This is a genomic window from uncultured Campylobacter sp., from assembly GCF_905373215.1.
In the GTDB taxonomy this organism is placed as follows: Bacteria; Campylobacterota; Campylobacteria; order Campylobacterales; family Campylobacteraceae; genus Campylobacter_B.
On sequence record NZ_CAJPRT010000010.1, the window covers coordinates 43,650 to 67,623 of the forward strand.

Annotated in this window: 19 protein-coding genes and 1 pseudogene; 14 read left to right on the forward strand and 6 right to left on the reverse strand. The window is 46.1% G+C overall.

Features of this window, described 5'->3' with window-relative positions:
- The first annotated feature begins 8 nt into the window (after positions 1-8).
- The 11 genes from QZ176_RS06390 to QZ176_RS06440 all read left to right on the forward strand — a co-directional run bounded on the left by QZ176_RS06390 (position 9) and on the right by QZ176_RS06440 (position 13,450).
- Positions 9-413, forward strand: a complete 405-nt coding sequence (locus QZ176_RS06390) for a hypothetical protein (protein WP_291937386.1) — start codon at positions 9-11, stop codon at positions 411-413.
- Entirely contained in the window at positions 391-1,899 is a 1,509-nt protein-coding gene (mshL, locus tag QZ176_RS06395) for a pilus (MSHA type) biogenesis protein MshL (protein ID WP_295152093.1), read from the forward strand. Before QZ176_RS06390 ends, mshL begins: the two co-directional genes overlap by 23 nt.
- Positions 1,892-2,722 carry an ATP-binding protein gene (locus QZ176_RS06400; RefSeq protein WP_005870282.1) on the forward strand — a complete coding sequence of 277 codons (831 nt, stop codon included), beginning with the start codon at positions 1,892-1,894 and terminating at the stop codon, positions 2,720-2,722. Before mshL ends, QZ176_RS06400 begins: the two co-directional genes overlap by 8 nt.
- Positions 2,715-3,722, forward strand: a complete 1,008-nt coding sequence (locus tag QZ176_RS06405) for a hypothetical protein (protein WP_295152095.1) — start codon at positions 2,715-2,717, stop codon at positions 3,720-3,722. The genes QZ176_RS06400 and QZ176_RS06405 overlap by 8 nt, the downstream gene beginning before the upstream one ends.
- Positions 3,719-4,258 (forward strand): hypothetical protein, encoded by a 540-nt coding sequence (locus QZ176_RS06410; protein ID WP_177389145.1) that lies wholly within the window; start codon positions 3,719-3,721, stop codon positions 4,256-4,258. The genes QZ176_RS06405 and QZ176_RS06410 overlap by 4 nt, the downstream gene beginning before the upstream one ends.
- Positions 4,259-4,263: 5 nt before the next feature.
- Positions 4,264-6,012 (forward strand): GspE/PulE family protein, encoded by a 1,749-nt coding sequence (locus QZ176_RS06415; protein WP_295152097.1) that lies wholly within the window; start codon positions 4,264-4,266, stop codon positions 6,010-6,012.
- A complete protein-coding gene (locus QZ176_RS06420) occupies positions 6,009-7,253 on the forward strand; it encodes a type II secretion system F family protein (protein ID WP_295152099.1) in 1,245 nt (414 codons plus the stop codon). The genes QZ176_RS06415 and QZ176_RS06420 overlap by 4 nt, the downstream gene beginning before the upstream one ends.
- Positions 7,254-7,412: 159 nt before the next feature.
- Positions 7,413-9,656, forward strand: coding sequence for a DNA translocase FtsK (locus tag QZ176_RS06425; protein ID WP_295152122.1), 2,244 nt, complete (start codon positions 7,413-7,415; stop codon positions 9,654-9,656).
- A 1,276-nt stretch (positions 9,657-10,932) separates the two neighbouring features.
- Positions 10,933-11,127 (forward strand): hypothetical protein, encoded by a 195-nt coding sequence (locus tag QZ176_RS06430; RefSeq protein WP_295152101.1) that lies wholly within the window; start codon positions 10,933-10,935, stop codon positions 11,125-11,127.
- A gap of 13 nt (positions 11,128-11,140) precedes the next feature.
- On the forward strand, positions 11,141-12,301 hold the full coding sequence (locus QZ176_RS06435) for an FtsW/RodA/SpoVE family cell cycle protein (RefSeq protein WP_295152103.1): 1,161 nt from the start codon (positions 11,141-11,143) through the stop codon (positions 12,299-12,301).
- Positions 12,302-12,436: 135 nt separating this feature from the next.
- Positions 12,437-13,450, forward strand: a complete 1,014-nt coding sequence (locus tag QZ176_RS06440) for a UDP-N-acetylglucosamine--N-acetylmuramyl-(pentapeptide) pyrophosphoryl-undecaprenol N-acetylglucosamine transferase (RefSeq protein ID WP_295152105.1) — start codon at positions 12,437-12,439, stop codon at positions 13,448-13,450.
- A gap of 231 nt (positions 13,451-13,681) precedes the next feature.
- Here QZ176_RS06440 and QZ176_RS06445 read toward each other — a convergent pair whose 3' ends face one another.
- The gene (locus QZ176_RS06445) at positions 13,682-14,593 is read right to left on the reverse strand and encodes a hypothetical protein (protein ID WP_295152107.1); all 912 of its coding nucleotides are present in this window, start codon (positions 14,591-14,593) and stop codon (positions 13,682-13,684) included.
- A 334-nt stretch (positions 14,594-14,927) separates the two neighbouring features.
- On the opposite strand from QZ176_RS06445, the gene htpG reads away from it, so the two are divergent.
- Together htpG and QZ176_RS06455 are read left to right on the forward strand one after the other, a co-directional pair.
- Positions 14,928-16,769, forward strand: coding sequence for a molecular chaperone HtpG (gene htpG, locus QZ176_RS06450; protein ID WP_295152109.1), 1,842 nt, complete (start codon positions 14,928-14,930; stop codon positions 16,767-16,769).
- Between the two features lie 436 nt (positions 16,770-17,205).
- On the forward strand, positions 17,206-18,597 hold the full coding sequence (locus tag QZ176_RS06455) for an OprD family outer membrane porin (RefSeq protein WP_295152111.1): 1,392 nt from the start codon (positions 17,206-17,208) through the stop codon (positions 18,595-18,597).
- A 683-nt stretch (positions 18,598-19,280) separates the two neighbouring features.
- On the opposite strand, the gene QZ176_RS06460 is transcribed toward QZ176_RS06455, so the two are convergent.
- The 3 genes from QZ176_RS06460 to QZ176_RS06470 all read right to left on the reverse strand — a co-directional run bounded on the left by QZ176_RS06460 (position 19,281) and on the right by QZ176_RS06470 (position 22,002).
- On the reverse strand, positions 19,281-19,952 hold the full coding sequence (locus QZ176_RS06460; protein WP_295152124.1) for a NapC/NirT family cytochrome c: 672 nt from the start codon (positions 19,950-19,952) through the stop codon (positions 19,281-19,283).
- A complete protein-coding gene (locus QZ176_RS06465) occupies positions 19,949-20,380 on the reverse strand; it encodes a cytochrome c3 family protein (RefSeq protein ID WP_295152112.1) in 432 nt (143 codons plus the stop codon). The genes QZ176_RS06460 and QZ176_RS06465 overlap by 4 nt, the downstream gene beginning before the upstream one ends.
- An 80-nt stretch (positions 20,381-20,460) precedes the next feature.
- Positions 20,461-22,002, reverse strand: coding sequence for a flavocytochrome c (locus tag QZ176_RS06470; RefSeq protein WP_295152114.1), 1,542 nt, complete (start codon positions 22,000-22,002; stop codon positions 20,461-20,463).
- A 140-nt stretch (positions 22,003-22,142) separates the two neighbouring features.
- On the opposite strand from QZ176_RS06470, the gene QZ176_RS06475 reads away from it, so the two are divergent.
- Entirely contained in the window at positions 22,143-23,054 is a 912-nt protein-coding gene (locus QZ176_RS06475; protein WP_295152116.1) for a LysR family transcriptional regulator, read from the forward strand.
- A 90-nt stretch (positions 23,055-23,144) separates the two neighbouring features.
- Here QZ176_RS06475 and QZ176_RS06480 read toward each other — a convergent pair whose 3' ends face one another.
- Together QZ176_RS06480 and QZ176_RS06485 are read right to left on the reverse strand one after the other, a co-directional pair.
- Positions 23,145-23,294, reverse strand: a complete 150-nt coding sequence (locus QZ176_RS06480; protein ID WP_295152118.1) for a hypothetical protein — start codon at positions 23,292-23,294, stop codon at positions 23,145-23,147.
- Positions 23,295-23,398: 104 nt separating this feature from the next.
- Positions 23,399-23,974: pseudogene (locus tag QZ176_RS06485) on the reverse strand (hypothetical protein); the annotation flags it as partial.

Genomic DNA, 23,974 nt, shown 5'->3' on the forward strand with positions numbered 1-23,974 from the left:
TATGCTCTTTGCTACTTTCTACTGCTCTATTTGCTGTAGATAATAATCAGACGGTGGCGCCTAGTAATGGAGCCTATAAAGCTAAATACGATGCGATATTCGATGATCTTAGTAAGCCTAGAGTGGGTCTTAGCGATGAGCAGATAGCTTCTTTGCAAGATCCGTTTTATCCTAAAGAAGCCAATGCGCCTAGAGAAGCTAATCAGCAGGTGGACCTAGGTTATCAGCTAGTAGGTATTATGGGCGATAAGGTTAAGCTAAACGATAAATGGTATGGTTTGGGCGAGTATGTAGGCTCATATAAGATCGTGCAAATAACGGGTAATAGCGTTATTATTACCAACGACGATGAAAATAAAGTCGAACTAACACTAAAACAAGGAAGTCAAAATGTCATTATTACATATAAGTAAAAAGCTTAGCATAGCTGCTATGCTTGCTTTGTCTGTTACGGCTACTAGTCTATATGCCGCTCCCGCAACTGCAGGTAACTGCGATAGGAAGGCGCTAAATATCAAGATTAACGATACCGTTACGCTAAACGAGATGCTAACGCAGCTATCCGATATGTGCCGCTTTTCGGTGGTAGCAAAAGACGCTATCGCTCAAGAGGAGATGAGTAAGCCACTGCAAGGCGTAAGCATCAAAGACCTTTCTTTACGCGAAGTTTTAGATCTACTCATAAAAGAGAATAATCTAAGCTATGAGTATTCTCATGGTATATTAAAAATTTCGGCGCTAGAGACTAGGACTTTTAAGGTGGATTACATCACTTCTATTAGAGAAGGCACTGCTGTTACTAAATCTTCTGTCGATTCCGCACCTACGAAAGTGGATGATAGCGACGATAAAGAAAATAAAGAAGATAATAAGATCACTACCAAAGAGAAATTTGATTTTTGGGAGAAGATTAGCGAGGAAATCACCTCTGTTTTAAATAACGGTACTGAAAAATACGTCGCAGTCGCTCCTATTATAAATCAAAATGCCGGTTTAGTGACCGTTACTGCTATGAAGTCTCAGATAGCTCGCGTCGATAGATATCTAAGCGGTATGCAAAAACGCCTTAGTCGCCAAGTCTTGCTAGACGTAAATATCATATCTGTCGAGCTAAATAACGAATACACTACCGGTATTGATTGGAGTAAATTTCAACTAGGATTTAATACCTATGTAGGCGGGGATCCAAAGAAACTTTCAGGCTATCACATAGATAACGGCAATAGAGGAAAAGCTAGCGATACTCATGGAACTTGGACGATAGGGGCTAATCTAAATTTCAATATCGACGGTTTGATTAACTTCCTAGAGACTAAAGGTAAAACTAAGATTATTTCAAGCCCTAAAGTAACTACGATGAATAATCAGCCTGCTATTATCTCTGTAGGTGATACCATTAACTACGTATTGAAATCTACTACTACAGGTGATTATCAAGGCGGGGATACTCAGTCGGATGATCAGTATTCAATATTTGTAGGTATTCTTTTGAATATCTTGCCTGAAATTTCAGATGATAATAGGATTATGCTACGAATCAATCCATCTTTAAGTTCTCTTAAATATGCTGAAGATAATGTAAGGAGAGAGAATGGCAGAAGAGATATCGCACCTGATACTTTGCAAAAGAAACTCTCGAGTGTAGTTTGGGTAGATGATGGCGATACTGTAATTTTAGGTGGTTTAATCGGCGCAACTAAGTCCAAGAATAACACTAGGGTGCCTGTACTAGCCGAAATTCCGCTAATCGGAAATCTTTTCAAAAGCACTGCCGATGTTTTGAGCACATCGGAGCTAATATTCGTAGTAACTCCACATATCATCGACAATACCGGCGCGCCGCTTGCTACCTCTCTTAAAGAGCTAGGTTACTCAAAATCCATCTACGAAAATGAGTAATAACTATACGGCGATCAAGGAGATCTTTATCGAGGATAACGAAGTCTCAGACTTCGTTAATCTCGATAAATCGACCCTTGCCTATCATAAAATTTTAAATGCTTTGCAAAAGCCGTTAAAACTTATACTTTTTTACGGCAAACCGGGTTGTGGCAAGACATTTTTGCTTAATAAGATCAAGGTCGATCTTGAAAAAAAGGTAAGAGTTGTATTTGTGCCGCAGCCGTTTTTTGATGAGAAAGAATTTTTCTTAGAGCTTTATTCGCAGATTTTTCATTCTACTCCTAGCGAGCCGATTGATAATTATGAAAATTTTATGCGGGTTTACAGAGAGAGATTTGGAATTTCTACGAATGTGGGAGCGGTAGAGCAGGTCGTTATTTTGCTTGACGAAGCTCAGCTGTATCCGGGAAATTTGATAGAAAAAATTCGTCTTATGGCAGATACTAGACTATTTAAATTTTTATTTACAGTGCATAAGACTGACGAGGAAGATCGCCTCGCAAAGGATTATTTTAAAACTAGAATTTGGGAGAGCATCGAGCTTCCTAATTCAAATTTAGGCGAAGTCAAGCTGTATATTGAAAAGAAGCTTGTGCTTCATGGCTTTCAACAATACTATTTTATGTTTAGCGACGATAATTTCGATTTGATTTTAAATTTAACGGACGGCAATATGAGGAACATCAACAAGCTTATGTATAAGATGTATGAGCTTTTTGAGTATTACGAAGTAAATAAACCTACGGAAATTAGTTTTTCGCAGATTAATAATAAAATCATAGAGATGGCAGCGATAGGCTCGGGGATAATAAATGCTTGAATTTTACGAAGTAAACGAACTTGAAAAAAAATGGGAAGAGTATAACAAAAACAGAAAGCAGTTTTCTTTCCTGAAATCTAAGCCGAATTTTGTGTTGAGATTCGACAAGACGATTTTGGGGCTTTTGATATTGATCTCGGTTGCGATCGGAGCGATATTTTGGCTGCTTAAAGATAGCGATAGCGTTAGCATGGCAAGCATCAATCAAAATATTGAAGACAAAGGTGGTGCTGTAAATTCTACTAATGATGCCGAGCAGCAGGCGGCAGATCTTGCAGTGCAAAATAATATTTCCAAAGAGGATTATAATATCAGCGCGCCGAAAGTTACCCGCGCCTCTAAACACGAAAAGGAACGCCCAAGTTTAAATTTAAACGATGTGGGTGTGCTATCCAGCGAGGATTCCGGTGGATTTAAGATAACCAATAATTACGAAAATGGCGGAAACTATGGCGGGCAGGCTCAGGCGCAAAATTTCGGCGGTCAAAATTTTGGCGGACAGAATTTTGGTAATCAAAATGCTCCTACATTTAACGTACCTAATACCAATAACGCAGCTTTTGCAAATCAGCCGCCTAAAAACGAGGTTATAGATTTTGGACGCGCTCCATTGCCACCTAAATCAAATTTCGCTGGAGGTTCTACAAATACTGCAAGTAGCGCTCCGCTAAGTTCCAGGATTGAGATAAAAACTTCAAATTTAAGCGAAGATAAGCAGAGCTTGGAGAGCAAATTTTACGCGACGAATAAGATTGAGTATTCGCTATCGCTAGCCGAAGAAGCGTATAATAAGAAAGACTACGATAATGCGATCAAATGGGCTCTTACGTCAAATGAGCTTGATAAGGACAACGTCGCTAGCTGGATAATTTTTGCTAAAGCCAATTATAAAAAGGGTCGTAAGGAAGACGCGCTTTACGCTCTTGAGACCTTTAACGCAAAGGCGAAAAATAGCGAAATTTCTAACCTCATTTCAAAGATAAGAAGCGACAAACTATGAAAATTTTATATATTTTAGCTTTTGCGATCGCGTCGTTATTTGCAGTTAGCGCCGATGACGTGCGCAACTGGGATCAGATCGGTCAGTACAACCGTATCTGCCAAGAAAGCGTGCGAAATTTATTCATCGAGGAGCAGAGCGAGGCACTTGCAAATATGTATGCTAAAGCGTGCCTCAAGATGGATAAAGTAAATGAGCTCGTCGTGCCTACGGTGATGCTTTATAAAACCAAAGAGGCTCGCGAGAATGCTTCTCTTTATTCGACTATAATTTTTCAAAAAAAGATGCTTTATTTGGCGCTTTGCGATGGCGTAGATATTAGCTATATACGCACGCCTAAGATCAATTATATTTTGTCTGAAATTTTTGATAAATTTACGGAGAGAGCATACGTAAAAAAGAGTGATACGTATGTCTTTACCCTAGAAAACGGCGAGCGTGCCGAGCTTTTTATCAAAGAAGAGGAAGAGGTAAAAAAGATGGTAATTGCAATTTATGCTGGCGATAAGCTTAGCTCGATTAAAATTTATTGGTGATTGCGATGACGAAGATTGAAGAGCAGATCGTTGCGATTTTAATACGAAACAATATCCTTACTAGCACCGTTGTTCCGGAAATCAAGGACAAGATGGATATCGGTTTGACGCTAGGCGAGGTTTTAGTCGGAGATAACTATCTAAGTCAGGATGATTTTTGCTCGATTTTAGTTGAGTTATACAAGCGTCGTCAGATAGAATTTGACGATATAAGCGAAAAATTTTCGATGGATCCGAAGGAATTTTTGCAAATTCTAGCCAAGAAGATGAATCTGTCGTATATGAATTTGGACGATATCGACATAGACTTCAGGCTATCGGAACGCACTCCTACCGCACAGCTTAAAAGATACGGCGTGATACCGGTTAAAGCGGATGATCTGAATATTTACGTTGCTTTTTCTGATCCGTTTAATCTTGAGTCGCAAGATAAAGCGCAGGCTATGTTTAGCAAACAGCTGCTTAAAATCGTAGTAGCCGATCCAAATCAGGTAAATAAATATCTATCTAAGCTTGAGCTTTCAGAGAGCATTAAAGGGCTCGTAGCAGAGATCCGCAAAGAGCTTGCCAACACCGGCGGTAGCGGAAGCAGCGATGATACCTCGGCGATTTTAAAGCTCATTGAGATGATAATCAGCCAGTCTATTAAGATGCGCGGTAGCGATATTCACATCGAGCCTACCGAGAATAACTGCGTCGTGCGTACCAGAATCGACGGAATGCTCGCTGAAATTTTTATCTTTGATAAGGATATCTATCCGCCGCTAGTAAGCCGATTGAAGCTACTTTCGAATATGGATATCGCCGAGCGCCGCAAGCCGCAGGACGGCAGGTTTAGTATGAAAATTTCAAGTCGCGAATATGACTTTCGTATCTCGACGCTGCCTATTATCAACGGCGAATCTACCGTTATGCGTATCCTAGATAAATCCAAGGTTATCATCAGCCTGGAAAAGCTCGGTATGCACCCTGATAGCTTTAAGAAATTTAATAACGCTATGAAGGCTCCATATGGTATTATCTTGGTTACCGGACCTACAGGAAGCGGTAAATCTACGACGCTATATGCGGCGCTAAACGATATTAAAAATATCGATACAAAGGTCATTACCGTAGAAGATCCGGTAGAGTATCAAGTAAATTTAATCCAACAAGTCCAAGTTAACGAAAAAGCGGGTCTTACCTTCGCTTCAGCACTGCGCTCAATCTTAAGACAAGACCCCGACATCATAATGATCGGTGAGATACGTGATCAAGAGACCCTTAGAATTGCGATCCAAGCCGCTCTTACGGGACACTTGGTTTTCTCGACCCTACACACCAACGACGCTGTTAGTGCGATCCCGCGAATAGTGGATATGGGTATCGAAGCCTATCTCATAAGTGGTGCACTGATTGCGGTAGAGGCGCAGCGTCTCGTGCGAAAGCTTTGCCCGCACTGCAAGCAGCCTACGAATCTGCCTAAATCGATGCTTGATCAGCTGAAAGAATTCTTACCTGAAAAATACACGTTTTTTAAGGCTGTGGGTTGTGATCAATGCGGTCAGACGGGCTACATGGGGCGTGAGATGATTAGTGAAATTTTACCTATTACCGATAAAATGCAGAGCTTGATCGCTAACGGTGGCTCAAAGGACGATATGAGAGCCTTAGCGAAGGAGGAGGGATTTATAGATATGTTTGAAGACGGTGTTATACGTGCTGCGCGCGGAGTAACTAGTATAGAAGAAATTTATAGGGTGGCTAAACAATGAAAAAGCAATTAGAAGTTGAATACAACGCCAAGGGCGCAAGAAGAAAGATGTTTTTGCAAGCCAGCGATAAGGTGCAAGCAAACAACCTCATGAAGCAGCGCGTAGGCGGGACAATCGTAAAAAGGGGTGAAACCCAAGTCGTAGCCAATACGGGCGGCGATTTTAAGGCGCAGATTTCGCGTATGCTGGGTGGAAGCGGAAGAGTTAGAACGCTGCCGTTAGTAGCGTCGATCCGTCAGCTTTCGGTTATGACAAATGCCGGAATTTCAATTCACGACTCGATCAAAGAGGTCGCGAGGGCGGCAGAGGATAAGACTCTAAAAGAAATTTTTAGTGCTATGAACGATGATCTTAATGCAGGTCTTAGCTTGACAGAGTCTACGGAGAAATTTAGAGGTCAGCTCGGTGATGTCGTCGTTGCGATGGTAAGTCTGGGCGAAGCTACCGGTAATATGGCAGAATCTCTAGCCAAGCTTGCTGCTATGCTTCAAGAGCTTTGGGAAAACCAGCGTAAATTTAAAAAGGCGATGCGTTATCCGATGATACTTATGATCGTTATGGCGATTGCATTTTCGGTTTTGATGATGTATGTCGTGCCGAAATTCCGCGAGATTTTTGAGGATTTGGGCGCGGATCTGCCGCTGCCTACTAGAATTTTGCTCGGTATCGAAAGCACTCTTAATAATTATGGAATTTTTGTTTTAGCGGGCATCATAGGCACTATCATAGCTCTTAGATGGGCATATCGTAATAATCCTGAGTTTAAAAAGGGCTTTGACAAGACGATTTTAAAGGTCTATCTATTCGGTAAGATCATATTTTTCTCGACGATGTCGCGATTTATGCTTATTTTTACAGAGCTCGTGCGAGCGGGTATTCCTATTGCAGATGCGCTGGATACATCTGTTTTAATGGTGGATAATCATACTTTAAAAGAGAAACTCTCTACCGTTAAAATTGCCGTGCAGCAGGGCGTGAGCCTAACAGAGGCGTTTAACAATACCGGGCTTTATGAGAGTATGCTTATTCAGATGATCAGCGCGGGCGAGCAAGCCGGTAACCTCGATAAGATGCTTGGCAACGTCACGGATTATTATAAAGAGAAATTTGATGATATCATCGATAATATCTCAAGCTACGTAGAGCCGATCATGCTATTTTTTATGGCGGGCATGGTTCTTCTTTTGGCTCTGGGTATCTTCATGCCTATGTGGGATCTTGGCAAAGCCGTCAAGAGCTAACCTTTTTAATTCCGCGCCTGCGAGGGCGCGGAATTTTATCAAAGCATTAAAATTTCATCCTTCAAATAAAATTTTAACCTTCGTTTGGCTAAAATACCCCTTTAAATTTAAGGATCAATCATAGTTAAAGAAGTATATTTTATCGTCATATCGGCTATCATAATATTTTTTGGGCTTGCTACTATTGCGCCCGATTCCGCGCTTGTAGGCAGCGCAGGCAATGCCATCCGCTCGTTTAATACCCAGCTATTCGGCTATTTTGCATACATCTATCCGCTATTTTTGCTCGCCTTAGCATACGTAGCCTATAAGCATTTTCGCGGTTTTGACTTTAGATTTTTTGAGTTTAGCATCGGAGCCATTTTGCTATTTTTTACCATTTTGATGGTGCAGTCGAGTCTCTTTGGCGCTAGCGGCGGAGCAGTCGGTAGCTTCGCGGTGGACGGGCTTAGGCGAATGATTGGAAGCGTCGGCGTGTGGATTTTTAATATTACGATTTTTGTGCTTTCGCTAGTGCTCTTATTTGAAGACCGTTTTACCGACATTATCAAAAACTGCTTTATTGGCTCAAGAGATGAAAGCTCGCAGGATGAAATTAGAGACGATTTTGCTAGCGATGCGGATGCGGCGCAAAGAGGCGGGCTTGCAAGGTATTCGTCTGCGAAAGGCTTGAGAGATGCGGAAAATTTTAACGCTTCGAATGACGCTTTGAGCGCAGAGGACAATTCGGCGAAACAGAGTAATTTTATGGAGCAGGGCGCAAGCGGACGCGGTTTTGAAGGTGAGCGAAATTTACAAAATTTAAACGATACTTGCGAGTCTGAGCATAAGCAGAATTTTGGTGACGCGGAGGGTCCGCAGGCTTCCGCTGAACGCGAGCTTAAAATGCCGCAAAAGGGAAAGCCGAGCAGGCTAAAAAGGGTCGAGCGCCTAAGCGAGGTTGCCGAAAACAAAAGGCTTTTGGATCAGCTCGATAAGGGTAGAGTGGCTAAGCCCAAGGATTTTAAGCTGCCGCCGCTTGATTTTTTAAACTTGCCGCCGAAAAAGAAAAGTAGCATCGACGAGAGCGAGATCGATCGTAAAATTTACGATCTGCTCGATAAGCTGCGTAAATTTAAGATCGACGGCGACGTAGTGCGGACCTACTCGGGCCCTGTCGTTACGACCTTTGAGTTTCGCCCCGCCGCGCACATCAAGGTAAGTAAAATTCTAACGCTGCAAGATGATCTGGCGATGGCGCTTCGGGCGCAGACCATCCGCATCCAGGCGCCGGTTCCGGGCAAAGATGTCGTAGGTATCGAGATTCCTAATCAAAATATCGACACGATCTATCTTCGCGAAATTTTAGAAAGCGACGTGTTTAAAAGCGCTTCCAGCTCGCTTACCATCGTGCTTGGCAAGGACATCGTGGGCCAGCCTTTCGTCACCGATCTTAAGAAGCTGCCGCACCTTCTCATCGCAGGCACCACCGGAAGCGGCAAGAGCGTGGGCATTAACGCCATGCTGCTTAGCCTTTTGTATCGCAACTCGCCCAAGAGCCTGCGTCTCATAATGATCGATCCGAAGATGCTTGAGTTTAGTATCTACAACGATATCCCGCACCTGCTGACGCCCGTCATCACGCAGCCTAAGCAGGCGATCATCGCGCTAAGCAACCTTGTCGCCGAGATGGAGCAGCGCTACTCGCTCATGGCGCAAAACAGGACGAAAAACATCGACAACTACAACGAAAAGATGCTGCGCGAGGGAGGTGAAATTTTGCCTTACATCGTCGTTATCATCGACGAGCTCGCGGATCTAATGATGACGAGCGGCAAGGACGTGGAGCACTACATCGCGCGTCTGGCGCAGATGGCGCGCGCCAGCGGCATCCATCTCATCGTGGCGACGCAGCGCCCAAGCGTGGATGTCGTCACGGGGCTGATAAAGGCAAATCTGCCTAGCCGTATCAGCTTCCGAGTGGGCTCAAAGGTCGATAGCAAGGTGATTTTGGATCAGATGGGCGCGGACAGCCTGCTCGGGCGGGGTGATATGCTCTTTACGCCGCCTACCGCGCCGGGGCTCATCCGCCTGCACGCACCGTTTACGACCGAGAATGAGATCAACAAGATCGCGGAATTTTTAAAGGCGCAAGAAAGCGTCGTTTATGACGAGCGATTTTTGATCGAAAACGAGGGCACCAAGCAAGAAGGCGGCATAATCAATCCGCAAAATATCGTGCTTGACGAGCTTTACGACGAGGCGAAGGCGATTGTTTTGGAGGAGGAGAAGACCTCGATCAGCTACCTGCAGCGCCGCTTGCGTATCGGATACAATCGCGCCGCGACGATCATCGAGCAGCTCGAGCAGATGGGTGTTTTAAGCGAGATCAACACCAAAGGCCAGCGCGACATAATCAAGTAAATTTAAAATTTCGATGAAATTTAAGCGGCGAAATTTTAAAATTTATTAGACTTACGGCGTCGGAATTTTAAAATTTAATCGATCTGCGTTGGTGAAATTTTAAAATTTATCGGATATGAAGCGGTGGAGTTTTAAAATTTTTTGATCTACATGGCGGATTTTAAATTTTAAAATTTGCGCGTTCTACAGTTCGCGCTGTGCCTCTGTGGCTGCGGAAAGGCGGATGGTTTTATACGGATGCGAGGATGTGATCAAAGTTTTGCGGTATGGCAGGCACTTCAAGTAGTGCTCGGTGGATGTGAACAGCGTGTTTTGCAGCTTGCGTTTGTGGCGTGCTCGCTGTCTAAATTTATAAGGTGTAGTTTAATTGCGCGCTGTGTTCTTGGCGCCAAATTTTAATCGCGGCGTGAAATTTTAGAGCGCAAGCGGAAAAAGTTGTTGCAGACTTGGCTTGCGGCGCGCGAGTACATGAGTAAAAAGTTCGTTGTGTGCTGAAGGTTAGTAGCGAAGTATTGCGGTTGTGCGTGGCGACCGACGTGCGGCACGAGTGCTCGCGCTGCACACTAAAAGTCGTTGTGTCGCAATCCGCTCGACCAAAAGCTGTTTGGCGCGCAGTGTTTTGTCGGGCGTGTTTCGTAGTGCGGCTGCATATGGCATGTTTTGCGAGCGAGTGCTTACATGCTCTGCGGCGTAAAATTTTAGAACGGAAAATTTATCGCCGTACGCATAAATTTAATAAAATTTGCGACGTAGCGGCGAATAAATTTAAAACGAAATTTCGTACCGCCTGCGGTACAAGCGCGTTTTACGGCGAAGTCGCTTATTGTAAGATGCGGTGCGTTTTACGTTGTCCGTGCGCTGAAAATCGATCGGCATGCGAGCGTGTTTGTAACGATGTTACAGCGTAAAATTTTGCAGCTACCGCGCGCTATTCGTGCACGATTTTGCACGGTTGCGGTTTGTGACCGTGCTATCGCGTGCCGAAAGCCGCCGCGATACGCCTGCCAGAGTAGAATGTACCCGCCTGTGTATTAAAAGATAGTGCGAGGTTGCGCTCTACGGCGTGGTAGCGTGTCGAAAGGCTGCGCGATACGCGAGAGCAAAATGCACACTTAAAAAGCGGCGTAGATTGCGCTTCGCGGCGCTCTATCCGTAGCGTGCGTCAAAAGTCGCCGCGATACGCTAGAATAGAATGTGTGCAATGCACACTTGCGGGATAACGAGCGATCGTACCTTATGGCGTGCTACTCCGCAGCGTGCGCCGCAAAGCCGCCTTATGTGCGAGAATAAAATTCGCGCCGCGCGTCAAAGACGCACGATCGTGCTGCGTGCCAAAAGACAATGCGCGATCGCGCCGTACACCAAAAGACGATGCGCGATCGGCGCCGTGCGCCGCGGGCGCGATGCGAGGTTTGAGCCTTGCGCGGCAGACGAAGCATGCACGGCGCACGTAAATGCGAATAAATTTTAAAACGGAGAGATGATTGAAAACCGATAAATGGCTATATTACTTCACCTGCGCGCTCATTACGATTGGCATGATATTTTCGCTGTCACTGAGCTCATATACGGTGCTTCTGCTGGGTGCTACGCCACTGCATTTTTTTTATCGTCAGTGCGCGGTGGGGATCGCCTGCATCGCGGTGATGTGGATCGTCTCGCGCGCCGATCCCGATAAATGCCTAACGCCAGTGTGCATGTCGCTTTTTGCGATAATGGGGATTTTGATGCTCGCGATGGGCTTTTTGCCCAAATCCCTGGTCGCCGACGTAAACGGCGCAGCGCGCTGGATCAGACTGCCGTTTTTTAACCTCGCGCCGGTGGAATTTTTCAAGGTGGGCTTCATCTACTTTTTGGCGTGGAGCTTCTCGCGCAAGCTCGATCACTCCAAAAAAAGCATCGGGCGCGAGATCGCGACGCTGCTTCCATACGTAGCGCTTTTCGGCTTTGTGGTGATCCTAGTCGCCATCGTGCAAAACGATCTGGGGCAGGTCGCGGTACTGGGGCTTACGATGATTTTTATGTCGCTTTTTGCGGGCACGAGCTTCAAGCTCATCGGCTTTAGCTTTATGGGGATTTTGGGGCTTGCTTACGTTTTTATCGTCACGAGCGCGCACAGGGTCGATCGCGTGCGCTCGTGGTGGGGCGGCGTGCAGGATTTCGTGCTGTCGTTTATGTCGCCGGAGACTGCCGCGGGGCTGCGTATAGAGGATGCTAGCGCGCCGTATCAGGTCGGACACTCGCTAAATGCGATAAACAATGGCGAGTTTTTCGGGCAGGGGCTTGGGCTGGGAAGCTTTAAGCTCGGCTATCTGAGCGAGGTACATACCGACTTCGTGCTCGCAGGTATCGCCGAGGAGTGGGGATTTATCGGGATTTTGCTCATCGTGGCGCTATTTTATGCGATGCTCTTTCGCATCTTTCAGACCGCGAGCAAGTCGCCGAATAACGTAAATTTCCTCTTTTGCCTGGGTATCGGCTTTATGTTTTTCTTTTCGTTCATTATCAATTCCTACGGCATCACGTCGATCTCGCCGGTAAAGGGCATCGCCGTGCCGTTTCTAAGTTACGGCGGCAGCCATCTGCTCGCGGCGTCGTTTGCGGTGGGGCTCGTTTTGATGGCGTCGAAAAGGGCGAAATTTTAAAGCTTTTGCGGGCTTTAGGAGAGCGCGATTTAAATTTAGGCGTAAATTTAGAGCCGAATTGCGCTTAAAATTCTACGCCGAAGCGCGCCGAAGCTTAAATTTAAGCGCGAAATTTTATAAATTTAAAGGAAAAGTATGGTCATAGCAATCAGCGGCGGCGGTACCGGCGGCCATCTGATAATCGCTAAAAATTTAGCCGCCCATCTTGCGAAGCAGGGCATCAGGGCGATCTTCATTGGCTCAAACCGCGGGCAGGATCGCGCGTGGTTTGAGGGTAGCGAGCTTTTCGCGCGCACCTATTTTCTGCAAAGCTCGGGCGTCATCGATAAAAAGGGATTTGCCAAGCTAGCCTCGCTGCTAAATATCCTGCGCCTTTCGCTTACGGCGCGTAAAATTTTAAAGCAAAACGGCGTCCGCGCGCTCATCAGTGTGGGCGGATACAGCTCGGCGCCCGCATCCATCGCGGCGATCCTTTCTGGCGTGCCGTTTTTTATCCATGAGCAAAACGCCGTTTGCGGACGGCTCAACCGCCTGCTAAGGCCCTTTGCGCGCGCGTTTTACAGCTCCTATGAAAAGCCCGCGTTCGCTTATCCGATCGCGGATATTTTTTTCGAGACGGCGCGGCCGCGCACGGCGCTTAAGAGGGTCATCTTTTTGGGCGGCTCGCAGGGAGCGAGCTTTATCAACTCGCTTGCCGTGGAGCTTGCACCTAAGCTCTTGAGCCTCGGCTACGGCGTGATCCATCAGTGCGGCGAGCGCGAGTTTGAGCGCATCTCGCAGATCTACGCGCAGCAGGGCCTTGACGTGCAACTCGTGGGCTTTTGCAAAAACATGCACGAGCTCATCGCAAGCGCCGATCTTTGTGTCGGACGCAGCGGCGCCAGCACGCTGTGGGAGCTCTGTGCAAACGGTCTGCCTGCGATATTCGTGCCGTTTCCGTTCGCGGCGGCGGATCATCAGTTTTACAATGCGAAATTTCTTAAAGAGCGCGGACTTTGCGAAATCGTGCGTCAGCAGGACGCAAGCGGCGAGCGGATATTAGGCTTGATTGAGAGCTTCGACGTGGCGCGCGCGAGCAAAGGGCTGCTTGAGCTTGCGGATCGAAACGGCGCACAAGCGATAATTGACGACGTAATGAGTAAAATTTAAAAGCGCGCCGGACAGTATGAGCTCGCGTAAATTTAAGGCGATCTCTGCGCGAGGCTTTAAATTTATTAAACCGATTAAATTTTACTTTTTATGTTTGTGTAAATTTGGCGCGGCGCTTGGGTTTGAGCAAAAATTTAAAATTTGTATGCTTGCTGAGCAAAGGACATCTTTTGATTTGCGCAAATTTAAACCCGCAAGCGCAATGCGCAAAAGTGCATTTGAGCCGTAAAATTATCTGCGCCTAAAGCTGATTATCGCATCGTCGTTTTCTTGTTGATATTTTTCAAACAGAGCCTGATATCTTTGCGATTTTGCCGGATCATTTGAATAAATTCCCACTAGAAAATAGCACGCCTCCGCAAATCGCAACTCGCACGATCGCTCAAAGTATCGCGTACCCGCTTCTTTGTCGTCATCATCAAAATACGCGACGTAACCGAACATAAAGCAGCCTTGGCCGTTACCGAGCTTGCATGCTTTTTTATACAGTTTTCTGCTCTCTTGCGAATCTCTATCTTCGTAGCCTGCGAGTCTCGTGCAGCTTTCGCCGCCGTTAAGCTCGTAGCAGCCTTTTTTAAGCAGATCTTTGGCGCCCTCTTGCGAAATTTCGCCATTTAGTAGCAGTAGGCTCGAAAGCACGGCGCAGGCATCGCTGTCTCCGCCGTCGCAATCTTCGCGAAATCTTACGGGATTTTTCATTTTTAAAGTACCGTCTTTGGTGCGAATAGAAATTTCTTTAGGATTTTTATTCGCGTCTTCGTTTGCTTGATTGGTCGGAATTCGGGTTTCGTTCAAAATTTCTGTGCGAAAAGGCGCTTTTATCGCTATAAAAATAGCGATTATACATACGATGATGAGAGGGAGTATTTTCGGCGTAGATTGATTATTGCGTGGAGTGCGGAGGTCTGCGTCTTTGATCGATTGCTCACCCATTAAAGTAACGACGGAGGGCTTGGTGCTCGGTTTTTGGCTTAAATTTGCGGCTGAACCTGCGCCTGATTTTTCGGCTAAATTTACAGCGACGTCTATATTTAGATCTGCATTAGCATCCGTTTCGCAGATATTTTCATTTGGGCTTTTTAAATTTTTACCCCGCTTTTCTCTCAGCTCATTTATGCGTTGTATAATTTCTTCGTTATTCAAATGAAATCCTTTTTGCTAGATAAATTTTGCTAGTAGGTTAACCTCTGAGTTTTATCATCAAAATCGCATCAGCATCAAGAGGAATTATATCATCTTGTTTTGAATTTTTCAAAAAAGATGACAAGAAAAATCCGCAAATTTGGTGTAAATGCGCCGTCAAATTCGGATCGGTTATCGCCGGTATCATCTGCAGATAGGTTTAAATTTTATATACTTCGAACGCGCATAAATTTACAAAACTTGATAGGATTCATATCAAGTTTATTTATTCTACTATTGACAATATTAGCACTCCATGATATAATGTGCCAATTTTATCAAAAAGGACCGCATAATGGCAAAGAAAAAATTTAAGACCGAAGTGAATGATCTGCTAAATTTGATGATCCATTCGCTTTATTCAAACAAGGAAATTTTCCTGCGCGAGCTCATCTCAAACGCAAGCGACGCGCTGGATAAATTAAACTACCTAAGCCTTACGAATGACGATTACAAGGCGCTTTCGTATGTGCCGCGCATCGATATAAAGATCGACAAAGAGGCCAAAACGCTAAGCATCGGCGACAACGGCATCGGTATGGACGAGGCCGAGCTCGAGAGCAATCTAGGCACTATTGCGCGCAGTGGCACGAAGGGCTTTATGGCGAGCCTTAGCGGCGATGCGGCGAAGGACAGCAACCTCATTGGACAGTTCGGCGTCGGGTTTTATTCGGCGTTTATGGTAGCGGATCATATCGAGGTGATCAGCCGCAAGCCGCTCTCACAGGACGGCTATAAATGGAGCAGCGACGCGAGTAACTACGCGATCGAAAAGGTGCAAAAGGAGGACTTCGGCACGACGATAATTCTGCATATGAAAGATGAGGAGTTTTTGGACGAATATAGGCTAGAAGGCATCATCAAAAAATACTCAAACCACATCCCCTATCCGATCTTTATGGATAAGGAAGAATACGTGCCTGCGCAAAAAGAGGGCGAGCAGGGACATAGCGAAGTTAAAAACGTCCAGATCAACCGCGCGAGCGCACTTTGGCAGCTGCCGAAAAGCAGCCTAAAGCCGGGCGATTACAATGAATTTTACAAGCAGATCAGCCACGACAGCGGCGATCCGCTGTTTTATATCCACACCAAGGCCGAGGGCACGCACGAGTACACGACGCTTTTTTACGTGCCGAGCAGCGAGCCTTTCGATCTATACCGCGTCGATTATCAAAGCGGCGTGAAGCTCTACGTCAAGCGCGTTTTCATCACCGACGACGCCAAAGAGCTGCTGCCTAGCTACCTGCGCTTCGTGCGCGGCATAATGGACGTCGAGGATCTGCCGCTAAACGTAAGCCGCGAAATTTTACAAGAAAATCGAATTCTAGCCTACGTCCGCGAACAAAGCGTCAAAAAAATTCTATCCGAGCTAGAAAAGCTTTTGCAGAACGATCGCGAAAAATACATAAAATTTTACGAATTATTCGGCAAGGTTTTGAAAGAGGGGCTTTACGGTTTCGGCGCAAACAAAGAGGAAATTTTAAAGCTATGCCTTTTCAAATCAAATTTGCGAGACGGCCTCATCACGTTTAGCGAGTATAAGGAAAAAATGAAAGAGGGTCAAAAGGAGATCTATTATATCGCGGGAAACAGCGCTGCGATGCTTAAAAGCTCGCCTCTAATCGAGAAATTTAACGCCGAGGGCACGGAGGTGTTGCTCTGCGACGATGAGATCGATACGATCGTGATGCCGGGCGTTTTTGAGTTTGATAAGACGTCTGTAAAAAACGCGACTTCGATCAAACAGGAGGCTTCGGGCGACGATGCCGCGACGCCGCAAGCCAAAGAGATCGCCGCAAAGATCAAAGAAATTTTAGGCGAACGCGTCAAGGACGTTAAAATTTCATCGCGTCTAAGCGGCTCGCTTTCCTGCCTTGTTTTTGACGAGAACGATCCCGATTTTGCGACGCAGCAGCTACTTAAGCAGATGGGAGGTCGCAATCTGCCGCCTGTAAAGCCGATTTTGGAGATCAACGCAGATCATGAGATCATCAAAAAGCTGCAGTCCGATAAACTGATGCTGCCGCAAGTAGCCGAGATAATCTACGATCTGGCGCGCCTTAGCGAGGGGCAGGAGCTGGAAAATCCGAGCGAGTTTATTAAAAACGTAAACGAGCTAATCGCAAAGGCTCTATAAATTTAGAGCTTCGATCGCTACCTAAATTCCGCGCGGCTGCATAGGCTGTATAAATCTATGGAGTCGCGCTTTAAATTTAAAAAGAAATTTTAGCTTGCAAACTTCACCGCGCTTTCTAAATTTTAAAATTTAAAAGCGGCGAAATTTCACCCTTTGATTTCAGTAAAATTCTATCCGGCGGCTCGGTTTGGCGTTTTTGAAATTTTGAGGTTTTGATCGCTTTTATCCGCGAGTCGAGGTCGGGGCGCAAGCCAAAAATTTTCGTCAAATCATAAAATCATAAATCGAGCGATAAATTTCACTATTCATTAATTTAATCTTTACAAAGTTGCGTAATTTTATTTTTAATTTCCCCCTTTTTTATCGCAAACAGCGAGATTGTTTGATATAATTCATTTTATAAATATTTGTAAATCTTTATGAAAGGAGATTACGAATGAAACTCATCAAACTAAGTTTAGCTGCGGCGGTTTGCGCATGTGCGGTATCCTCGCTAAGCGCGGCGGATAGCGTAGCCGAGGCGATCACTAACGGTAAGCTTGGCGGAACGGTAAAGACCACTTACGCCAATAAAACCGTAGACAATAGAGGCGAAGCCGCTACGGGCGATAACGACTACGAGGCATTCGGCGTGGGTCTTGAGCTCGGATATGTCACCGATCCTCTTTATGGCTTTAGAATAGGGCTTACCGGGCAAGGCTGGTTGATGCCGTATCACGTAGGCTCAAGCAATAAGACCGCCTACGATAAGGAGTGGTATACCAAGGGTGCGGTATTATCTGAATTATACCTAGGATACGGCATAGGAAATACCGATATAAAGGCGGGTAGACAATATGTCGTTACTCCGCTGGTAGCAGGCAACTATACGAGGGCGTTTAAAGAAGCTTTCGAGGGCGTAGCGATATCTAATAAAGATATCCCCGATACTACCTTGTGGGGCGGATGGTTTTATAAATTCCAAGGAAGGAGTAAAACCGCTATGGGCGCTCCGGCAGGCGAAGGAAAGGCTCCTTTATTTAAAGATAGGGTGATTCTGGGTAATATGACCGGTCCGGTCGCCGTAAAATTTGAAAATATCTTCTCCGCATATGTTCAAAACAAATCCTTGCCTTATACTACTTTAACCGGCGCTTACGCAGCGGTAACGGACGTAAAACCCGCTAACGCATTAAAAGACGGCGACGTTAGCTTGTATCTTGCCGAGGCAAATGTAAAAGTGCCGGTAGGCGAGATTTTAAAGCTGGGATTTGATCTTAACTATAAAGGCTCGCGCGTAGACGGAGGGCTGGAGCCAAGAAGGCTTGACGGCGATATGTTCGGTGCAAGAGTATCGGTTAGCGAGTTTTTCGGATTCGGCCTATCGTATGCCTATACGACCGTTAGCGATGATGATGCCGTTATTTTGGGCGTCGGCAACGGCCCTGGATCATACACCGCTCTGCCTATTAGAGGTCCGTTCGTCTTTACAGGATATGCGGGTATGGATACGCACAAGGTCGTGCTTGATTACAACTTCGGCGCTATCGGCCTGGATGGCTTCAAAACCGCGCTACACTACGTAAAAGGCGATCAAGACAGAGTAGGCGGCACGAATAATATCAATGCTAGCGGGGCTGCGGGTCAAAGGGTCGGCACTAGCATGGACGTAGAGGGCTGGGCGGTAACGGCAAACTACGCTCCTAAGGCCGTGAAGGGGCTAAGCTTGGGCGTAACTTACACTGCGCTTGAGAGGAGCGATCACTACGCTAGCGGCGTAAATAGAAAGTTCGACGAGAACGAGATATGGTTACAAGCAGCGTATAAATTTGATCTAAGCGGCGACTAAAATTTTAAAGAGTGGAGTATTTTCCGCTCTTTCTCATCTGCATTATTTTGCCTTGTATATGACGCAAAAAGAGCGTTAAATCCGAAAAATTTACTCTTTACCATCTGCATTATCAAACGGGCTTGCGCTTGATAAATATTTCATCCGAACTTCTTAAATTTAAACATGGCTTTTAAAATTTAATGCAGCAAGGGCTAAATTTAGACGATAAATTTACAAGATAGATTGGCGAAATTTCAAATTTATTCAATCCGCTCCGCGAAATTTTAAAATTCTAAAACCTGCTATTTAAATTTAACGTAGCTATTTAATCTAGTAAAATTTCATCAGCATTTTACCGCAAGCAGACCATCGGCAAACTGATTTGTCTTTAAGGTCTTACAGGCATTGACTGCGCCCTAGAGTTAGAGTAGACGGTGCTGAGATATTAAAAAAAAGCGATGATTTTTGCGCAGCTTCTTTCGGTAAAATTTTAAATTTAGATAAATTTTAAAAGCTCACCCGTAAAGAGAAAAGAGATGAGAAGGGATAAAATTTTGCTCGTCGGATCAAGCGGGATAAATTTGACCCCGCTAAATTTAAACCGCCGCAGATTAAATCGAAGCCCAAAATTTGAGTTTTAAATTTAATCCGCGGCGGAGTGTGAATTGAAGCGTGAATTGAACGCTTACAATCTCAAAGCGTTATTTCTTCGCGCTAGAAGCATCCATAAAGGCCTGCTCTTCGGCGCTTGGTTTATACTCGTCGCCAAAAAATTCCTTCTTAGCCTTGATCTTTTCCTGCATCATCTTCTTTTCGTAAATTTTATATGTCGGTCGCCAGTACTCCAGGTAGTTGCGAAGCCCGATGCCGTGGCCCGCGCTTACGTGGCAGCTCGCGCATTTGAGCTCGCGCTCGGTGCCTAGGAGCTTTTTGTAGTGCGCGTGCATGCGTTGCGCCTGCTCGGAGATGATCTTGCTGTCGATCACGGTGGCGTGGCAGCTCGTGCAGCCGTTGTCAAACACATAGTGCTCGCGGTTTTCGCGCCTTTTATTCCAATCAAATTTTTCGGGCTCGTCGAAGAAGTGCGAGTAGCCCTCCAGCACGCCGTTTTTGGCCTTTTGATAGACGTATTTTACGATATTGTCGTGCGGTAGGTGGCAGTCGACGCATTTGGCTTTGATGCCCGTTTTGCCCTTGCCCGAGTGGACGTCGTCTTGATAGGCGATCACCATCGGATCCATCTCATGGCATACGTCGCAGAATTTATCGGTGCTTGTTTTCTCAAGCGCATAATGCACCGGCACGACGACGAAAAAGCCTATAATACCGCTTATTAAGATGATAAGCGCTAGTAATTTTTTAGAAATTCTCATGGCGTCACCCCCATCCATTGCGGCACTTCGTGCTCGTGGCATTCGGTACACATATTCGTAGATGCCTTGTGCTCGGCATGGCATTCGTCGCAGTATAGCGTAGGACCGTCGTGGACGGAGTTGTGTGGATTGGCCTTTAGCGTATCCATAAATTTTAGCCTCAAAGCGAGCTGCTTTTTGTCGCCGTGGCAGCTGATACAACCCTTGTCGCCGATGCTTTTAAATTTAGACGGATCGCTTCCTTGATTTACGTGGCAATCGACGCAATCAAACGACAAATGCTCGTGATGAGGTTTGATTTTGTATTTTGCCCGAAGCTCATCTGAAACGACTATATTCGTGGCGTTGGCGTCATTAGCGCTCGGCGCACCGAACAAAGTCGCGATGAAACAGCACAGAATCAATGCCGTAAAACTGATTTTTTTCATTTGCAACCTTTTAGAGAACTGCCTTGCCGGCTCGCGAAAGCTAGCCTGCAAGGCTTTAAAGAGCTTACGCTCAGACCAAATTAGGCGATCTGCTCGCCCGCGATCATTCCGAAAACTATGCAGTCGGTGATCGCAACGGTGCCTAAGCGGCTCGCGCCGTGAGTGCCTCCCGTGATCTCGCCTGCAGCCCAGAGGCCCGGGATCGGCTTATTGGTCTTAGATGATAAGACCTCGGCTTTTTCGTTGATCTTTAGACCGCCCATCGTGTGGTGAGGCTTCGGCGAGAGGCGGATGACGTAGAAAGGTCCCGCTTCGTTGATCTCGCTTAGCGCGCTTTCTTGTTTGCCGAACTCGTCTTTTTTAGCCCTCACGCCCTCGTTGTATTTCTTAACGGTCTCTTTTAAAGCATCCGCAGGCACGCCGTATTTACTAGCGATCTCATCTAGGCTCGCGCATTCGCCCACTACCTTACCGCCCGCCATGCCTTTAGAAATAATTTCTTCGCTTAGGTCTTTAAACGCCATTTTGGTATCGGCGAAGGTTATCGGATAGGCTTTCGGATCCTCGCGTAAAATTTTAAACTCCGCATCCGCGCGGGTCTTGCGGTCTGCAAGCTCGTTCATAAAGCGCTTGCCCGTACGCACGTCCACGGCTATGCCGTATTTGAAGGTGCCTTGCTGAGTTAGGATCGGAGCGGTGCCGAAACCCTTCTCATCGGGGCTCGCCCACGGACCGAACTGGATCCAATCGACCTGCACCGGATATGCACCGATCTCAAAGGCTTTTAGCAGCACGCCCGCAGTGGCTCCCGGGTGGTTTGTGCTATCGACGTCATCTGGAATGCGCGGGTCTTGAAGCTTACGGAAAATTTTATCGCGGCAAAATCCGCCAGCTGCAAGCACTACGCCTTTTTTGGCTTTGAGCGTCTTTTTTGTGCCGCTCGTATTTTCAAGATCGTCGCTGTAAAGATTCGGATCAAATTTATACTCCTCGCGGATCACGACGCCCGCTACTCGCTCGCCATCCATTACGAAATCATCAAATTTCGCGCGGCGGCGAAGCTCGCAGCCTTTGTCTTTTAGCGCTTCAAATTTTTCAAGCATCGGCTGGATGTAGCCAGAGCCGCTATCATTTGTAGTTAGCATCGAGCGCGCGACGCTGTGTCCGCCGAAGTGCGCGCAGTGATCCATCTTAAATTGCACGCCGTTATCTACTAGGAATTTAAACGCATCCAAGCCGCGATCGGCTAAGGTGCTTAAAAGCTCGGGGTGGTTGATGCCAAGTCCTGCTTTTAGACAGTCGTTCATAAATAGCTCTTTGCTGTCTTTGATGCCCGTTTTTTCCTGCACTGGGTTCATCGGCACGCTCATACCGCCGCCGTTGATGACGGAGTTTCCGCCGATACGACCCATTTTTTCGAGGATTAGCACTTTATTGCCTTTTTGCGCCGCTTTTAAGCCCGCCGCAAGCCCTGCAAAACCGCTGCCGATGATGATTACATCCCACTCCTCGTCAAATTTGACATCATTTGCGTCCACCGCGCTTGCTTGCGCATTTACCGCGCCGAGTGCGAGTGCACTGGCTCCTACCATACCCATTTTCAGTATGTCGCGTCTCTGCATATTTGCCCCTTTACTTAGAGATTTTTTAACCTTAAAGATTAATATTGTAATTTTATATTAAATCTTTATGTAAGTCAAATGTTATTTAGTATATAATTTAATAGCTAGAGGCTATAAATTTCAACCGAAAGGGGCAAAATATGAGCTTACGACATATGGAATTTGCGGTAAAAATTTCGGAGCTTAAAAGCTTTACGAAAGCGGCGAGCGAGCTTGGAATCGCGCAGCCGTCGCTTTCAAAGAGCATTATGCTTTTAGAAAAGGAGCTTGGGGTCGAAATTTTTGATAGAAAAAACGGGCTTGAGCTTACCTATGCGGGTGAAATTTACATCGCCAGAGCGAAAAATATGCTTAGGCTCAATAAGGAGCTAAATAACGAAATACGCGGGCTTTCGTCGATCAAGACGGGCAAGCTCGTTATCGGCGCGACCTCGACCAGCTTTAAATTTATCGAAAAGATCATCGCGGTCTTTTGCAGTAGGTTTTCCAAAGCCGATATCAGGATCGTGCACGTCCACTCAGAGCCCGCGCTCATTGAGATGCTAAAAAGCGGCGAGCTTGATATCATCTATGCCGCGCACTTCGGCGAGCTTTCTGCGGAGGGGCTTGAGTGCGAGTTTATAAAAAAGCGCAGGCTGCTTCTAAGCGTCTGCTCCTCTCATCCGGCTGTTTCGCGAGCGAGCATAAATTCTACCGAGAAATACCCTAAAATCGCGCTTGGCGAGTTTAAATCCGATAAATTTGCAATCAGCAGTAAGGTTTTAAAAAGCGAATCGAGCTTTAAAAAAATCTTTGAAAACGCGGGCTTTACGCCTCAAATTTTCTGTGATACTTCTTATTTTTATGTAGCTAACGCGATGGTCGCGGCGGGACTTTGCGTGAGCTTTAGCTTCGCGCGGTACATTTTTGAGACGCAGAAGGACTACATCACGCTCTTTGACGTCGCGGATGAGCCGCTTTTGGACGTGTCGTTTTCGGTCGTGTATAAAAAACCCTCCAAGCTCGCAAAGGAATTTATAAAGATGATAAAAGCGGGCAAAAGCGGCGAGTAGGGCGCGCCGGTTGAAATTTAATAATGCGCTGCAAAGGTTTAAATTTAATAACGCGCCGCGAGGCGCTGCGGCCAAAAGGCTTTTAAAATTTCATCTTGCAATCTTGCTCTTTAAATTTAAGCTCACAACCTGCTTGGTCGAAATTTTATCTAAAATTTTGTTTTGCGCTAGTCGGTTAAATTTTATCTTGCGCCACGCCAGGCTAAATTTTATCTCGCGGCGAGTTAGATTAAATTTCATCCGCTGCGGCTGCGTAAATTTACGGCGCGCTCTTTTATAAATTTTATCTGCAAGCGAGTAAAGAGCGTCTATTTAGTGCTTTCGGTTTTTTGGCTCCCGCTTGATTAGCTTTTCTTGCTCGCCGCTAAAATTTGCGCCAAGATCGCCGCTAGCGCGATATTTAGGCTGACGCAGAGCCCAAACAGCGCCACGGCTTTAGTGGAGCTGAAAGCGAGCGTAAAAAAAGAGATTATGCTGGTTAAAGACGCGAGCGTGATGCCGAAAATTTTGTCGCTAAGTGCCATCTTATCGTTGTTTGCAAAGATCATATAGTCTATTCCTACGGCGCCTGATAGGATCAGCGCAAAGATCGCAAAAATATTTACGCTCACGCTGAATGCGCTAAGCAGGGCAAGCACGGCTAAATTTGGCGCAAAGACGGAGATGACGATCAGCCATGCCGTCCGCGCACCGAAAAACGCCCATAGTAATGCGAGTGCGATGGCGTACGCGGCGCATTTTAGATACAGAGCGTTGATTTTGATCTGCGAAAACGCTTCACTTATAGCGCTTCGCATGTTTAGATGCAGCGCGCCCATCTGAGCGGCAAGCTCGCTAACGGCTGCTTTATCGTGCACGCCGCGCAAAAAAGCGATATGCGGATCGATGCTCGGCATCGCGGCAAAAAGAACGGAGCTTCT

Excerpts from the sequence above, each read along its gene's own strand:
- QZ176_RS06415 (WP_295152097.1), top strand. The coding sequence starts at position 4,264 with ATGACGAAGATTGAAGAGCAGATCGTTGCGATTTTAATACGAAACAAT.
- QZ176_RS06470 (WP_295152114.1), bottom strand. The coding sequence starts at position 22,002 with ATGCAGAGACGCGACATACTGAAAATGGGTATGGTAGGAGCCAGTGCA.
- QZ176_RS06410 (WP_177389145.1), top strand. The coding sequence starts at position 3,719 with ATGAAAATTTTATATATTTTAGCTTTTGCGATCGCGTCGTTATTTGCA.
- QZ176_RS06475 (WP_295152116.1), top strand. The coding sequence starts at position 22,143 with ATGAGCTTACGACATATGGAATTTGCGGTAAAAATTTCGGAGCTTAAA.
- QZ176_RS06440 (WP_295152105.1), top strand. The coding sequence starts at position 12,437 with ATGGTCATAGCAATCAGCGGCGGCGGTACCGGCGGCCATCTGATAATC.
- QZ176_RS06420 (WP_295152099.1), top strand. The coding sequence starts at position 6,009 with ATGAAAAAGCAATTAGAAGTTGAATACAACGCCAAGGGCGCAAGAAGA.
- QZ176_RS06465 (WP_295152112.1), bottom strand. The coding sequence starts at position 20,380 with ATGAAAAAAATCAGTTTTACGGCATTGATTCTGTGCTGTTTCATCGCG.
- QZ176_RS06480 (WP_295152118.1), bottom strand. The coding sequence starts at position 23,294 with ATGAAATTTAATCTAACTCGCCGCGAGATAAAATTTAGCCTGGCGTGG.
- QZ176_RS06430 (WP_295152101.1), top strand. The coding sequence starts at position 10,933 with ATGTGCGAGAATAAAATTCGCGCCGCGCGTCAAAGACGCACGATCGTG.
- htpG (WP_295152109.1), top strand. The coding sequence starts at position 14,928 with ATGGCAAAGAAAAAATTTAAGACCGAAGTGAATGATCTGCTAAATTTG.
- QZ176_RS06400 (WP_005870282.1), top strand. The coding sequence starts at position 1,892 with ATGAGTAATAACTATACGGCGATCAAGGAGATCTTTATCGAGGATAAC.
- QZ176_RS06455 (WP_295152111.1), top strand. The coding sequence starts at position 17,206 with ATGAAACTCATCAAACTAAGTTTAGCTGCGGCGGTTTGCGCATGTGCG.
- QZ176_RS06405 (WP_295152095.1), top strand. The coding sequence starts at position 2,715 with ATGCTTGAATTTTACGAAGTAAACGAACTTGAAAAAAAATGGGAAGAG.
- QZ176_RS06460 (WP_295152124.1), bottom strand. The coding sequence starts at position 19,952 with ATGAGAATTTCTAAAAAATTACTAGCGCTTATCATCTTAATAAGCGGT.
- mshL (WP_295152093.1), top strand. The coding sequence starts at position 391 with ATGTCATTATTACATATAAGTAAAAAGCTTAGCATAGCTGCTATGCTT.